This is a genomic window from Dickeya aquatica, assembly GCF_900095885.1.
GTDB lineage: Bacteria > Pseudomonadota > Gammaproteobacteria > Enterobacterales > Enterobacteriaceae > Dickeya > Dickeya aquatica.
Window position 1 is genome coordinate 2,933,337 of record NZ_LT615367.1, and the last position, 15,634, is coordinate 2,948,970.

The following is a 15,634-nucleotide window of genomic DNA, read 5'->3' on the forward strand; positions in this document are numbered from 1 at the left end:
ATTAATTACACCGGCCTTTCAACATGCTTTCGGTTTCTTTACAACCGGCATTACCCCTCAGTACGCACTCAGGGGCAACGCCGGAAGCACACCGTGCGATGTAATGTTCACCTTCCATCAAGGCGCACCATGAAACACACGACACGGCGTATGTGGCATCTTATTCCAGCCATTCGGTATGGAATACACCGTCTTTATCTGTGCGCTTATAGGTATGAGCACCGAAATAGTCGCGCTGAGCCTGAATAAGGTTAGCCGGCAGTACCTCAGAACGATAGCTGTCGTAATAGGCAATCGCGGCCGAGAAGGTCGGCGTTGGGATACCTTGCTGCACCGCATAAGACACCACATCACGCAGCGCCTGCTGATATTCATCTGCAATCTGGCGGAAATACGGTGCCAGCAGCAGGTTGGCTATCTCTGCATTCTCTGCATAGGCATCAGTGATTTTCTGCAAGAATTGAGCACGAATAATGCAGCCTGCGCGGAAAATCTTGGCAATTTCACCGTAGTTCAGGCTCCAGTTATTCTCATCAGAAGCGGCTTTAAGCTGTGAGAACCCTTGTGCGTAAGAAACAATTTTTCCCAGATACAACGCACGACGGACTTTCTCGACATACTCGGCTTTATCACCGCTGAAGGCCTGTGCCACCGGGCCACTCAACACTTTGGAAGCAGCAACACGCTGATTTTTAAGAGAAGAGAGGTAACGGGCAAAGACGGACTCGGTGATAAGTGACAGCGGCTCGCCCAGATCCAGCGAGCTTTGGCTGGTCCACTTACCGGTGCCTTTGTTGGCCGCCTCATCCAAAATCACGTCAACCAGGTATTTTCCCTCTTCATCTTTCTTGGTGAAGATATCCGCGGTGATTTCGATCAGGTAGCTACTGAGCTCACCTTTATTCCACTCAGCAAAGGTGCTCGCCAGCGCTTCGTTGGAGAAACCGAGCGCCTGTTTTAGCAACGCATAGGCTTCGGCAATCAGCTGCATGTCGCCGTATTCAATACCATTGTGCACCATTTTTACGTAGTGACCGGCACCATCAGCACCGATATAGGCGACACAAGGTTCACCCTCAGCGCGAGCGGCAATTTTCTCCAGAATCGGGGCCACCAGTTCATAGGCTTCTTTCTGTCCACCCGGCATAATCGATGGGCCTTTCAGTGCACCTTCCTCACCACCAGAAACGCCAGTGCCGATGAAGTTAAAACCTTCGGCAGACAATTCACGGTTACGGCGGATGGTATCTTTGTAGAACGTGTTACCGCCATCAATCAGGATGTCACCTTTCTCCAGATACGGCTTGAGCGACTCAATGGTTTTGTCCGTCGCTTCCCCGGCCTTGACCATCAGCAGAATACGGCGCGGTTTTTCCAGAGAGTTCACGAACTCTTCGACGCTATAGCATGGCACCAGTTTTTTGCCCGGATTCTCTGCAATCACCTCATCCGTTTTATCTGTAGAACGGTTAAAGATGGAAACAGTATAACCACGGCTCTCAATGTTCAGCGCCAGATTGCGCCCCATTACCGCCATACCGACAACGCCAATTTGCTGTTTGGACATTAAAGCAACTCCTGTCTGAAGGTTACCTGCCTGCGGCTGCTTTCGCCACAGGCCATAAAAAGCAGGCTGACATGGTAACTCAGCTAACGCTGGGTGAATAGTGATTGGTGCAACAGGTACGCCGGTGGGGGTTGATAACCGATGATAGCCACTGTAGCCGGTGGTTTTACCGGTAACAGCAGACACTCTTTATCGAAAACAGAAAATAATCGAAAACAAAAAATAACCGGAAATAGAAAATACGCAGCATCATAAACTATCGGCCCGCCGGTGATACAAACAGGCGGGCCGATAGTTTCAAAAGAAGCAATATCAAAACATTAAGCTAATGCACTTACGCGTGGTATTTATTCAACAGCGATTCTATCTTGGCTTTGAATGCACCACCCAGCTCTGGGTTACGCAGCCCGTAAGAGACAAATGCCTGAACATACCCCATCTTACGGCCACAGTTGAAGCTGCGCCCGGCCATTTGAACCGCGTCCACCGGCTGGGTTTTAATCAGCTCAGCAATCGCGTCCGTTAGCTGAATACGTCCCCATGCGCCCGGCAGAATCTTATCCAGAATCGGCCAGGCATCCGCCGTCAGCACATAACGCCCTACCGCAGACAAGTCAGAACCTTCGACCGGAGCCAGTTCGGGCTTTTCAATCATCGAAACAATCGCTGCCGCATCACCTTCGCGCGTCAGCGGTTTTTCGCACTCGACAATCGAGTATTCCGGCAGCACTTCATACGGACGGTGTTTCACCAGCACCTGACTGTGCCCCGTGGCTTCAAAACGGGCAATAAGCTGCGCCAGATTGTCTTTTGACGCGTCAGCCGAGTGCTCATCCATCACCACGTCAGGCAGCACCACCACAAACGGCGCATCACCAATAATCGGACGAGCGCAGGATACCGCATGCCCCAGGCCCAGCGTCTGGCCCTGGCGGACATTCATGATAGTCACGCCCGGCGGGCAGATGGACTGCACTTCCGCCAGCAACTGACGTTTAGCGCGCTCTTCCAGCAGAGATTCCAGCTCAAACGAGGTATCAAAGTGGTTTTCAATCGCATTTTTAGACGCGTGTGTTACCAGCACAATTTCTTTGATTCCGGCGCTGACACACTCGTTGACGATTTTTTCGATTACCGGGCGATCAACCAGCGGAAGCATCTCTTTGGGGATAGCCTTGGTAACCGGTAATAAATTCATCCCTAAACCGGCAACGGGAATAATCGCTTTTAATGCTGTCATGTGTATTCTCTCAAAAACAGGCTACTTATCATCAGGAGCAAAGACGTGCCTTACCACCGATGTTTCGGATGCAGACGGCCTTTAATGTGTACGATGGCTATGTCGCCACAGCGTATCTCCCTATGGCGCTTAGATTACACTTAATCGGCCCCGAAGAGATCGCGGGTATAGACTTTTTCCATTACATCAGACAATTCTGGTGCCATACGGTTCGATAAAATCACATCCGACAGCTGTTTAAAGTCCTCTAAATCGTGAATCACCTGAGAGCGGAAGAATTCGGACTCTTTCAATGCAGGCTCATACACCACCACATTAATCCCTTTGGCTTTAATACGCTTCATCACGCCCTGAATAGCCGACGCGCGGAAATTGTCCGAACCGGTTTTCATCACCAGCCGATAGATGCCGACCACTTTAGGGTTGCGTTTAATTACCGAGTCCGCAATGAAGTCCTTGCGCGTGGTGTTGGCATCAACAATTGCCCGAATCAGGTTATTGGGCACCGACTCATAATTGGCTAACAGTTGCTTGGTATCTTTTGGCAAACAATAACCACCGTAACCAAAGGACGGGTTGTTATAGTGCTGACCAATACGTGGATCAAGCCCCACGCCCTCTATTATCTGTTTACTGTCAAGACCCAGTGTCTGTGCGTAGGTATCCAGTTCGTTAAAATAGGCCACCCGCATCGCCAGGTAGGTATTGGCGAACAGCTTAATCGCCTCAGCCTCGGTCGAGTCGGTAAACAAGACAGGAATCGATGTTTTAATCGCCCCTTGAAGCAGCAGGTTGGCAAAACGCTCGGCCCGCCCGGAACGTTCCCCGACAACGATACGCGAAGGATAAAGATTGTCATACAACGCACGACCTTCACGCAGAAATTCCGGTGAAAAAATAATGTTTTGACTGTCAAACTGCGCTCTTACCTGCTGGGTATACCCCACCGGAATGGTAGATTTGATTATCATCACCGCATCCGGATTCACCGCCAGCACCCTGGCAATCACCGCCTCGACCGAGCGGGTGTTGAAGTAGTTGGTTTTCGGGTCGTAATCCGTCGGTGTGGCAATAATCACAAACTCAGCGTCGCGGTAGGCTTCATCAGCATCCAGCGTTGCACGGAAATTTAGTGCAGGGTTACGCAGGTACTCTTCTATTTCCTTATCGACAATCGGCGAAATACCCTGATTGAGCCGCTCGACCTTCTCCGCAATGATATCGACCGCGACCACCTCATTATGCTGAGCCAGCAGCATCGCGTTGGATAACCCAACATATCCCGTACCCGCAATTGCAATTTTCATCATCTGTTCACATTTATCCTACGAGGTACACTGTTGCACCCGTCACAGAACAAGGGCAAAAGCGCAGAGATGTTCACTGCGTATTGCCGTCTAGCCGTTTTATGCCAACCATGCCATGCATATCGGCGACATTATCATCAGACCTGATAGAAATCCCGATACCATGCGACAAACGCACGCACACCTTCCACTACGCCAACCTGCGGACGATAGCCTGTCAGTGCAAATAAATCGTGGGTATCGGCGTAAGTCTGATAGACATCGCCTGCCTGCATCGGCATGAAGTTTTTTATCGCTTCCACGCCAAGCGCGTCTTCCAGCGCAGTGACAAAATCCATCAGCCGCACCGGGCTGCCGTGACCAATATTGTAAAGCCGGTAAGGTGCTGAACTGGTAGCAGCCGAACCAGACTCCACCGTCCAGTTGGCAACCGGTTCAGGGAGCCTGTCCATCACACGTAATACACCTTCAACAATATCGGTGACGTAAGTAAAATCGCGCCACATATCGCCCTGATTGTAGATATCGATAGGCTCGCCCGCCAGCATACGCCGGGTAAACTTGAACAACGCCATATCTGGTCGCCCCCACGGGCCGTAAACCGTGAAAAAGCGCAGACCGGTGGTTGGCAGCCGATAAAGATGCGAATACGCATGAGCCATCAGTTCATTGGATTTCTTGGTTGCGGCATACAGCGAGATGGGGTGATCGGTGGAATCGGTCGGGGCGAACGGTGTCTTGCTATTCAGCCCGTAAACCGAGCTTGAAGACGCATAAATTAAATGGCCAACACCATGATGACGGCAGCCTTCCAGCACATTCAAATGCCCGATCAGATTACCTTCGGCATACACCATCGGGTTTTCCAGGGAGTAACGCACCCCTGCCTGAGCCGCCAGATGAATCACCCGGTCAAATTTTTCTGCCGCAAACAACGCCCCCATCACCTGGCTATCAGCAATGTCTATCCGTTCAAAACGAAAACCGGGCAGCGCACGCAACCGGGCCAGACGCGCCTCCTTGAGCGATACCTCATAGTAACTATTGAGGTTATCGATCCCCACAACGGTATGCCCGGCGGCACAAAGTGACTGACAGGCATAGAAACCGATAAAGCCGACTGCGCCGGTAACAAGAACTTTCATTCAGCAACTCTTAATATGACGTTAATGGCGCAGATAATACCATTCACCACCGGGATTCAGCACCCGCAAAGCATCGAAAACCTCACCAGAGTGGCAGAACCCTCCTCAATCTTAAGGCAACAACCTTGCTATCCAGCTTGTTTTTTCTTCTATACACAAGAGGTTACTGATTAACAGACGGATGTCAGGCAACTTCATCTGAAAAAATACATTTGACGTACAGCCACAAAGAGGCCAGCAATTTGATATCCGTCAATCACAGCAGGGCAGGTTATGGTTGAACGTCATAACCCCTGATAGGCTATACCGCTACGAATCTGACAACACAGGTAAATTCAGCATATGGAATGGATAGCCGATCCAACCATCTGGGCCGGTCTGGCAACACTGGTGGTACTGGAACTGGTCTTAGGCATCGATAATTTGGTTTTTATTGCCATTCTGGCTGAAAAGTTACCGGCAACCTCTCGTGACCGGGCCCGCATCGTCGGCCTGTTACTGGCGCTATTGATGCGCTTTGTTCTGCTTTCCTCTATTTCCTGGCTGGTGTCGCTCACTCAGCCGCTGTTCAGCTTTCACCATCATCCTTTCAGCGCCAGAGACGTTATCATGCTGATTGGCGGCGTTTTTTTGCTCTTTAAAGCCACGGTGGAATTGAATGAACGGCTCGAAGGAAAAGACGAGCCGCAGCATACGCAGCGCAAAGGCGCACGTTTCTGGCCGGTTGTCGCACAAATTGTCGTCCTGGATGCAATATTTTCACTCGACTCCGTCATCACCGCTGTCGGCATGACAGAGCATCTACCGGTGATGATGGTCGCTGTCACTGTCGCTATCGGCCTGATGTTACTGGCCAGCAAACCGCTCACCCGTTTCGTTAGTGCACATCCGACAATCGTTATTTTATGTCTGAGCTTTTTGCTGATGATTGGCTTTAGTCTGGTGGCGGATGCATTTGGCTACCCGATACCGAAAGGGTATCTCTACGCCGCTATCGGTTTTTCCATCATGATAGAAATGCTCAATCAGATGGCGCAATTCAACCGTCGTCGCTTTCTCTCCTCGTCGATGCCACTGCGCCAGCGCACAGCAGAAGCGGTTCTGCGGCTTTTGCGCGGTGAACATGAAAAAGCCGAGCGGGATAACGAAACTATCCACCGGGCGGCAGATAGTACCGGCGATGCTGGCCAACCGGTATTCAACCGCCAGGAGCAGCGCATGATAGAGCGGGTGCTCGGCATGTCGCAGCGATCCGTCAGCAGTATCATGACCATCCGGCATGATATTGAGCATGTGGACGTCAACATTCCTCCGGCGCAATTCCATGCGCTTATCGAAAAAAACCAGCACACCCGGCTGGTGATTGTTGATAACCCGGTGTCTAATGAACCGCTCGGCGTTGTGCATGTCATTGATTTATTACGCCAGCAATTGCAAGGACAGCCAGTAGACTTACGGGCGCTGATCCGTGCACCATTGGTATTTCCAGAACAATTATCGTTGCTTTCAGCGCTGGAGCAGTTTCGTGAAGCGCATACCCACTTTGCCTTTGTGGCAGATGAGTTCGGCTCGATAGAGGGGATTGTCACCCTCAGTGATGTCATGGAAACCATCGCAGGAAATCTGCCGCTTGAAGGTGAAGAGCTGGATGCCCGCCACGATATTCAGGAAAACACCGACGGTTCATTTATCGCCAATGGCTACCTGCCAGTAGAGGATTTGCTCATGTATGTGCCGCTAACACTCAACGAAAAACGCGAATACCACACACTGGCGGGGTTAATCATGGAATATGCACAGAAAATCCCGCAACAGGGAGATGAAGTGCGCATCGATAATACCCTGTTCAGGGTGTTAGACGTGGAGAGCCATCGCATCATGAAAGTGCTGATAACTCATCTCAATCAACCACAAGAAGACTACGAAGTCTGAAACTGGCAAGTCAGGGACAAAGGAGGGTGACTCTCCGCATGGGAGGCGAGAGTCACCGGTATATCCAGCCACCTTACTCTGGTTTAAGCGCAGGGTTGATTTTCTCACTCCAGTCATTGAGGCGCTTTTTCACCTCATCTTGCAAGCGCTTACGCAGCAACTGGTCTATCGGGAATTGATAATTCAGGTTATCAAACTGACCATACAGCCGAAACGGAATAGCATTATCTTGCAGCAGTTGCTGTATCAGGTTGTCCTGTTTACCACGCTGATTGAGGCGTACATCGACGTGGATATCGCAACGCTGTGCGGGCAAGTCAAAATGGCCGTCCCCCTCAAGCGCCAGCACTTCAGAGTATCCGGACAGTGACGCTAAGGTCAGATTGCCCGTATCCAGCGTGGCGTCTGCACTCATCTGCTGTATATCGGTATAACGGGCAAAATTATCCGGCATCGACAGATTGTTGGTGCTGCGCGCCACCGCCTGCTGGAGCAGTTGCTGAATATTCAATCCCGGGAGCCGCAACGGTGAAAAAGTGACCTCAGCATTTCCCCGCCACTGTGAGAGCAGCGCCGCACGCGACAATTCATCGCCTTGTAACTGCCCTTTCAGGCTGACTTTCCCTTCAATTGGCAGGCAACCCAGCAAGGGTAACAGGGTAGACATCTCCATCGAGGTGAGTGTCGGTTGCAGCATTATTGCCGGAGAAGCATCAAGACTCAGGCTTCCCGGTAGTGAAAAGGAGCCGCTGCCAACCTGACCACGCAGCGTACTGATGGCCATCTTGCCATGTTGATTACGGCCTTGCAGGGCAAATTGATTTACCGTGATGCCTTGATAAATCAGCGATTTTGCCATCACCGACACCTGCGCTACCGAATCCCGCATCCCCTGATACGAGGCAGACGTCGGCTGTTGTGAAAACACGGGCGGCATTACCAGCGGTTTCTCGCCATTGGCAGTACGTTGCGAAGGATGAGCCCATCCCAGTAATGCATCCAAATCCAGCCTTTCTGATGTCAGCGATAACACGTAATCAGGTGAAGTATCAAAGGTCGCAGACAGTGCCCCACCCAACTGGCTGTTATTGGCACTTAATGCAAACTGGCTAACCGTAACTTTTTCCGGCTGGCGCTGATAGTGACCCTGTAGCGTCCCTTTTCCACTGATGCCCTCGGCAGGCAGCCCCGCACCCTGTAGCTGATAGCTAACGTTGTCAACGTTGGCCGCAATTTGTTGCGGATAGTTTTGCATATCCAGTAAGGCATGCAGTGAAAACTGTAAATCACGCTGATCGCGGTTAAAACGGCTGGATAATGACACCGTCACCTGCCGGGCATCGTCCCTCTCCATGCGAAATTGGATATCACGCACATTGAGCGCTGGCGCATTACCGCGCTGGAACACCAGCAAGCTGTCGGTCACATCAAGCCGGTTAATATCAAAGCGCCACGCGCTTTCCGGCTCCGGCAGGGTCGATTTGGCCGGCGCAATCGGCACAGGGCCAACCACCCTGGCCTCACTTTCCGGTGTCAGACGGATCACGGCACCTTTTAGCATCACCTGCCTGACTTCAAGACGGTGCGATAACAGCGGCCAAAGCTTGACGTCAAGACGCATGTTCTCGGCGCTGACCACCGGTAGTGTCGCACCCGGCGCGCTAAGCGATAAGCTGTCGGAAAGGATGCTCAGTTGTGGCCAGACATGCCAGCGCAACTCGCCATCCAGATTGAGCTTATACCCGGTGCGCGCTTCCACCTGACGCACCATATAAGCGCGAAAATCGTTGGGGTTAATCAGCAGCACCAGCGCGGACATCCCTGCCGCCAGCACAACCAGCAGAATGACCAACGTGGTAAACAGTCTTCTCATGCCATCCTCATTGAACCTTGCAATGTCCCGTACCGTGCCAGTCGGTTAGTCTTTGTCAATCCGGCTTGCTACCGCACCTTGCTGGTCTTTGTACTTGGCATCCTCACGGCGATTATAAGGACGAGCCGCCGGGCCGGAGAGCGGCTCAAAACTCAGTGCGCCGATTATCATGCCAGGGCGCAGCGCCAGCGGCAGCTTGCCGGAATTATAAAACTCCAGCACGATGCACCCCTGCCAGCCTGGGTCAATACGATGCGCCGTGACATGCACCATCAGGCCCAGGCGGGCCAGCGACGAGCGCCCATCGAGCCAGCCGACGAGGTCATCCGGCAACGTCACCGACTCCAGCGTCACGGCCAGTGCCAGTTCTCCAGGGTGCAGGAAAAAGGCCTCATTTTCTGCCAGCTTGATTTCGTCACTCATGACGCGATCCAGCGCAGCACTGACTTCATCTTTCGGCCCGCTGAGGTCAATAAACGGTGCCGTATGACCACTAAACACCCGAAATTGATTACCCAGCCGCACATCCACCGTCGCACCATTAATGCGCTCAATCGGTGGGCGGGGTGTAATCGTCAGCCGCCCATCATCCAGCCAGGCTTCAATATCGCGGTCACACAGTCTCATTGTTTTCTCCAGTCACATACGTGCAGGCAGCCAAACTGCCACAGGACGGCCAGAAATACCATTCTGCTCATCTGGATTTCGCGAGGCTCATTCCAGAAAGCGCAGGCTGGCTCATCGACGGCAGCGCGATGTCTTTATTCTGGCGGCACTGCAATCCTCTTTATCTAAATCAACAGTTACTCAAAGAACTGGCTGATCTTCGCCTTCAATATGTCGATGGCGATACGGTTTTTCCCACCTCGCGGCACAATAATGTCGGCATACTGCTTGGAAGGCTCAATAAACTGCAAAAACATCGGCCGTACCGTTTTTTTGTACTGCTCCATGACAGAATCCATAGAACGGCCACGCTCATTAACGTCACGGCGCATACGGCGCATCAAACAAATATCGAGCGGGGTATCAACAAAAATCGAGAAGTTCATTTCGCCACGTAACCGGGCGTCGGTCAGTAACAAAATCCCCTCCAGAATGATCACTTTTTTCGCCGCCAGTTGCACCGTTTCCTGCAGGCGGGTGTGTTCAACATAACTGTACTGTGGCAATGATATCGACTGACCGGCTTTGAGCATCTGAAGATGTTGTAGCAACAGGCTATGATCCATGGCGCTGGGGTGGTCATAGTTGGTTTTGACCCGCTCTTCCATGGTCAGGTGCGATTGATCCTTGTAGTAGCTGTCTTCAGGAATGACACCAATGTGTTCATCACCGACCTGATCGCGTAACTCGCGGTAGAGCGTACTGGCAATGAGACTTTTCCCTGAGGCAGACGCACCGGCAATTCCGATGATGACACACTGGCGAGACTTATCAGTCATGGTAATAAAGACCTGATTAAAAAATAAAAGGAGGGATGCACACCAGGCTGCCTGGACAGCAACCCACCGGCTAGGATCCGGGGACATCGCCATCGGCCTCGTTGATAAAACAGGGGGTTGAGCCTGAAGTGCATGGACGCGGCAATTATAGGGAGTAAGCCCGTTTCACGCCAGCATTACGACCGGTATCGCGGCGAAACCAGCGCGATAATACGCAGGATTTTTAGGTACAGCACAACGGCATCACGGATGCCACCCGCGGTGGCATCCGCCAACGGCGATTACAATGCGCGAAACGCGATTTCTGTCGGGATCACCTCACCCTGCCAGTAGAGCTGGGCCGCAACCCGGCCTGCCAGCTCGCGGTACAGTTGAGTGAACTCGCTGTCCGGCTGGCTGATGACCGTCGGTTCACCGCGATCGAGGTCTTCACGTAATGAGATGTGCAACGGCAACTGCCCTAACAGCGAACACTGGTATTTTTCCGCCAGTTTCTGCGCACCACCGGTACCGAAAATCGGCTCCAGATGACCGCAGTTGCTACAAATATGCACACTCATGTTCTCGACAATACCCAGCACCGGCACTTTTACCTTCTCAAACATCACGATGCCTTTCATCGCATCCACCAGCGCAATATCCTGCGGCGTGGTGACGACCACCGCGCCGGTGACCGGTACGTTTTGCGCCAGCGTCAGTTGAATGTCCCCGGTGCCCGGCGGCATGTCCAGTACCAGATAATCCAGCTCTGGCCATAAGGTATCTTGTAGTAGCTGTAGCAGTGCCTTGCTGGCCATCGGCCCACGCCACACCATCGCATTATCGTCAGTCACCAGATAACCGATAGAGTTGGTGGCAAGACCGTGCGCCATAATCGGTGCCATATGCTGCCCATCGGGTGACGTCGGCCGCTCATTGGCCGCACCCAGCATCGTCGGAATGGACGGGCCGTAAATATCCGCATCCAAAATGCCCACACTGGCACCCTCTGCCGCCAGCGCCAGCGCCAGATTAACGGCCGTACTGGATTTACCCACACCGCCTTTACCCGAACTCACCGCAACAATATTTTTGACACCGTTGATACCCGCCTGATTGTTGACACGGCGCAGCGTGGCAATCTGATGGGTTAAGCGCCACGCCACCTCATGAGCACCAGACAGGCGCAGCAGTTCCTCGCTCACCGTGTCTTTTAAATCAGCAAGTCCACTGAGCCAGGCAAACGGCATGGTCAGCTCAATATGCAACACACCATCCAGTAACGCGCAGTGATGCAATGCATTGAGCGCCGTCAGGTTATTCTTTAACGTCGGGTGTTTAAAAGAGGACAGCACACCATTCACCATGGCGCGCAACATCTCGGGGTTCTGCGCAGGGAGTTTATCGTTCATCCCGGCTCCTTGAGTTGATTTAGGGTCATTATAAAAACGCCCTAGCATAGCAGAACGCTTGTCACGGGGTGTATCACCGCACTCTTCTGGCGTGAAAAAATCCTCAGCAGCAGCCATCATGGCTACCCCGTCGCAACGCCGCACGTTGTGGCTTAGCGCGCCATCAGGAGCGCTGTGCAATAGATACGGTTCCGTCCCCGCATCGGTTTTATCGCCAGACGTTGCGCCACACGGTTTACGCATCAAGGCGCGATGGGGTAACATCACCGCTCCTTCTTAATTTATCCACCAATCAAAGCAAGTTCCCCACTATGACTCAAGTCGCAAAGAAAATTTTGGTAACGTGCGCGCTGCCGTATGCTAACGGCCCGATTCACTTAGGCCACATGCTTGAACACATTCAGGCAGATATTTGGGTTCGTTACCAGCGAATGCGCGGCCATCAGGTGCATTTCATCTGTGCAGATGACGCCCACGGTACGCCTATCATGCTCAAGGCACAGCAAATGGGGCTGGAACCAGAGCAGATGATTGCGGCGGTGAGTCAGGAACACCAGCAGGATTTCGCCGGTTTTAACATTAGCTATGACAACTATCACTCCACACACAGTGAGGAGAACCGGGAGCTGTCAGGGCTGATTTACCGTCGTCTGAAGGAGAACGGTTTTATCAAAAACCGTACCATTTCACAGCTGTTCGACCCGGAAAAGAGCATGTTCCTGCCGGATCGCTTTGTAAAAGGCACCTGCCCGAAATGTAAAACCCCGGACCAGTATGGCGATAACTGCGAGGTGTGTGGCGCAACCTACAGCCCGACCGAGCTTATCGAGCCGAAATCAGCGGTCTCTGGTGCCACTCCGGTGATGCGTGAGTCCGAGCACTTTTTCTTCGACCTGCCGGCATTTAGCGACATGCTGCAAAGCTGGACTCGCTCCGGCGCATTGCAGGAGCAGGTGGCCAACAAGATGCAGGAGTGGTTCGACGCCGGTCTTCAGCAGTGGGATATCACCCGTGATGCACCCTATTTCGGCTTTGAAGTGCCGGATGCGCCGGGTAAATATTTTTACGTCTGGCTGGATGCGCCGATAGGTTACATGGGGTCGTTCAAGAACCTGTGCGATAAACGTGGCGACCTCAGTTTTGACGAATTCTGGCGCAAAGACGCCAGCACTGAGTTGTATCATTTCATCGGTAAAGATATCGTCTACTTCCACAGCCTGTTCTGGCCTGCGATGCTGGAAGGCAGCGGTTTTCGCAAACCCACCAACCTGTTTGTACACGGCTATGTGACAGTCAACGGCGCGAAAATGTCAAAATCTCGCGGCACCTTCATCAAGGCTGACACCTATCTGAAACATCTTGATGCCGATTGCCTGCGTTATTACTACGCGGCCAAGCTCTCGTCACGCATTGATGATATCGACCTGAATCTGGAAGATTTCGTGCAGCGCGTCAACGCCGATATCGTCAATAAACTGGTTAATCTGGCCTCGCGCAACGCCGGGTTTATCAACAAGCGTTTTGACGGCAAACTGGCGGACTCACTGGCCGACAGCGCGTTGTATCAGACCTTTATCGATGCGGCACAAACCATCGCCGAGGCCTATGGCAGCCGTGAATCCGGCAAGGCGATTCGTGAAATCATGGCGCTGGCCGATCTCGCTAACCGCTATGTGGATGAACAAGCCCCGTGGGTCGTCGCCAAACAGGAAGGCCGTGATGCTGACCTGCAAGCCATCTGCTCGATGGGCATCCACCTGTTCCGCGTACTGATGACTTACCTCAAACCGGTATTGCCGTCGCTGGCAGAACGGGCCGAAGCCTTCCTGCGCACCGAGCTTTGCTGGGACTCGCTGGCACAGCCGTTGCTAAACCATCAGGTCGGTACGTTTAAAGCGCTGTTTAACCGCATCGACATCGCACAGATTCAGGGCATGGTGGCATCGTCCAAAGAAGACGCGGCCGCGGCAGCTAAACCAGTATCCGGCCCGCTGGCTGACAACCCGATTCAGGACACCATCGACTTTGCCGATTTCGACAAAGTCGATATGCGCGTTGCCTTGATCCAGAAAGCCGAACTGGTGGACGGTTCAGACAAGCTGCTGCGCCTGACGCTGGATTTGGGCGGACAGACCCGTCAGGTGTTCTCCGGCATCCGTGCCGCCTACCCGGACCCGGCGGCGCTGGAAGGCCGCCTCACGGTACTGGTGGCAAACCTTGCGCCGCGCAAAATGCGCTTTGGCGTGTCTGAAGGGATGGTGATGGCCGCTGGCCCCGGCGGCAAAGACATCTTCCTGTTAAGCCCTGACAGCGGCGCTCAGCCGGGGATGCAAATTAAGTAATCAACCGCCCCCTCAGGCCGGTCTTCCGCCCTGAGGGGGCGTTTTCTGTCTCTTATGTTAACGGCGTCTCCCTTCTCTCTTTTGCCCGTGTTGCCCAATCCTGTTCTACCTCACCGCCGATGTTTTTAAACAAAACGTTATAAGGTAAATCCAAACGGCATAACGCCCCCTCTTTGCAGCCTGCAACGTTACCCGTTATGATTTCTGTCACACTTAAAATAGACATCCAGACATAAAGATATCCACATAAAGCTATCTACAAAAAGATATCCATAAACCAGGCAACCCCTTTCACAACACCGAGGATTGATGATGAAAAAATTCCCTGTCGCTTTACTGGCACTCAGCCTGACGGCCTCTTTCACTACGCTTGCAACCGAAACCCCGGCTAGCGCCGCACCGGTTCCGGCCGCTCTCGCGGGCCATCAGGGGCAGGTGCGTATCGCGGTCATTCGTAATCTCGGCTCTGACGATAACACCACGCAATTTGTGTCGGGCGTGCTGGAAGAGGGGAAAAAACTCGGTTTTAAAGTCAGCACCTTTCTCAGTAACGGTGATGACGCCAAATTTCAGGATTTCGTCAATCAGGCCATCAGCCAGAAATATGACGGTATCATCCTGTCGCAAGGCCGCGCACCCTACTCCACTGACCTGATTCAGCGCATTGTGGACAGCGGCATAAAAGTGGCGGTGTTCGATACTGCTGTCGATCGTGCGATTCCCGGCGTCACCGTCACCCAGCAGGATGATGCCTCACTGGCAAACGAATCCCTGGGCCAACTGGTCAAAGATTTCAACGGTAAAGCCAATATCATCAAACTGTGGGTAGCCGGTTTCCCGCCGATGGAGCGCCGTCAGGTCGCCTATCAGCAGATCCTCAAAGATAACCCCGGCATCAAAGAGCTGGAATCTATCGGTGCGGTGTCTTCCGATGTGCAGGGCGATACCGCCAATAAAGTCGGTGCCGTGCTGGCAAAATACCCGAAAGGGAAAATTGATGCTATCTGGGGTGCCTGGGATGCGTTCAGTCAGGGTGCCTATAAAGCACTGAAAGAGAATGGCCGCACCGAAATCAAACTCTATAGCATCGATATTTCCAATCAGGATTTGCAACTGATGCGCGAAGCCAACAGCCCGTGGAAGGTGAGCGTGGCGGTTGACCCGAAACTCATCGGCAAGGTTAATTTGCGGCTGGTGGCCAATAAAATCGCCGGTGAACCAACGCCCGCCAGCTACGAATTCCGGGCCGCCAGCATTCCGCAGGCACTGCTGGCCAGCCAGCCAGGCCCGGTTAACGTGACGGGGTTGGCAAAAATCATTCCCGGCTGGGGGCAGACCAATGACTTTGTCGCACCGTGGTTTGCTACACTGGAAGCCAAAAGCAAATAACCG

General features: G+C 52.8%; 11 protein-coding genes. 3 read left to right on the forward strand and 8 right to left on the reverse strand.

Annotated features, from left to right (window positions below):
• Positions 1-160: 160 nt before the first annotated feature.
• The 4 genes from gndA to DAQ1742_RS13245 all read right to left on the reverse strand — a co-directional run bounded on the left by gndA (position 161) and on the right by DAQ1742_RS13245 (position 5,259).
• A complete protein-coding gene (gene gndA / locus DAQ1742_RS13230; protein ID WP_035340926.1) occupies positions 161-1,567 on the reverse strand; it encodes an NADP-dependent phosphogluconate dehydrogenase in 1,407 nt (468 codons plus the stop codon).
• 334 nt (positions 1,568-1,901) lie between these two features.
• Positions 1,902-2,807, reverse strand: a complete 906-nt coding sequence (locus DAQ1742_RS13235) for a sugar phosphate nucleotidyltransferase (RefSeq protein ID WP_035340923.1) — start codon at positions 2,805-2,807, stop codon at positions 1,902-1,904.
• A gap of 140 nt (positions 2,808-2,947) precedes the next feature.
• Positions 2,948-4,114 carry a nucleotide sugar dehydrogenase gene (locus DAQ1742_RS13240; protein ID WP_035345837.1) on the reverse strand — a complete coding sequence of 389 codons (1,167 nt, stop codon included), beginning with the start codon at positions 4,112-4,114 and terminating at the stop codon, positions 2,948-2,950.
• 137 nt (positions 4,115-4,251) lie between these two features.
• On the reverse strand, positions 4,252-5,259 hold the full coding sequence (locus DAQ1742_RS13245) for an NAD-dependent epimerase (protein WP_035340920.1): 1,008 nt from the start codon (positions 5,257-5,259) through the stop codon (positions 4,252-4,254).
• A 342-nt stretch (positions 5,260-5,601) separates the two neighbouring features.
• Between DAQ1742_RS13245 and DAQ1742_RS13250 the strand changes: the two genes are divergently transcribed.
• Positions 5,602-7,191: a TerC family protein gene (locus tag DAQ1742_RS13250; RefSeq protein ID WP_035340917.1), complete on the forward strand. Its 1,590-nt coding sequence runs from the start codon at positions 5,602-5,604 to the stop codon at positions 7,189-7,191.
• Positions 7,192-7,264: 73 nt separating this feature from the next.
• Here the strand turns inward: DAQ1742_RS13250 and asmA are convergent, their stop codons facing one another.
• The 4 genes from asmA to apbC all read right to left on the reverse strand — a co-directional run bounded on the left by asmA (position 7,265) and on the right by apbC (position 11,900).
• Positions 7,265-9,064: an outer membrane assembly protein AsmA gene (asmA, locus tag DAQ1742_RS13255; RefSeq protein WP_180706144.1), complete on the reverse strand. Its 1,800-nt coding sequence runs from the start codon at positions 9,062-9,064 to the stop codon at positions 7,265-7,267.
• Positions 9,065-9,109: 45 nt separating this feature from the next.
• Positions 9,110-9,691: a dCTP deaminase gene (gene dcd / locus DAQ1742_RS13260; RefSeq protein ID WP_035340911.1), complete on the reverse strand. Its 582-nt coding sequence runs from the start codon at positions 9,689-9,691 to the stop codon at positions 9,110-9,112.
• A 176-nt stretch (positions 9,692-9,867) separates the two neighbouring features.
• Positions 9,868-10,509: a uridine kinase gene (gene udk / locus DAQ1742_RS13265; RefSeq protein WP_067486665.1), complete on the reverse strand. Its 642-nt coding sequence runs from the start codon at positions 10,507-10,509 to the stop codon at positions 9,868-9,870.
• 281 nt (positions 10,510-10,790) lie between these two features.
• Positions 10,791-11,900, reverse strand: coding sequence for an iron-sulfur cluster carrier protein ApbC (gene apbC, locus DAQ1742_RS13270; protein WP_035345835.1), 1,110 nt, complete (start codon positions 11,898-11,900; stop codon positions 10,791-10,793).
• Positions 11,901-12,211: 311 nt separating this feature from the next.
• Between apbC and metG the strand changes: the two genes are divergently transcribed.
• Together metG and DAQ1742_RS13285 are read left to right on the forward strand one after the other, a co-directional pair.
• Positions 12,212-14,242: a methionine--tRNA ligase gene (gene metG / locus DAQ1742_RS13275; protein WP_035340908.1), complete on the forward strand. Its 2,031-nt coding sequence runs from the start codon at positions 12,212-12,214 to the stop codon at positions 14,240-14,242.
• 312 nt (positions 14,243-14,554) lie between these two features.
• Positions 14,555-15,631, forward strand: a complete 1,077-nt coding sequence (locus DAQ1742_RS13285) for a sugar ABC transporter substrate-binding protein (protein ID WP_035340905.1) — start codon at positions 14,555-14,557, stop codon at positions 15,629-15,631.
• Positions 15,632-15,634 lie beyond the last annotated feature (3 nt).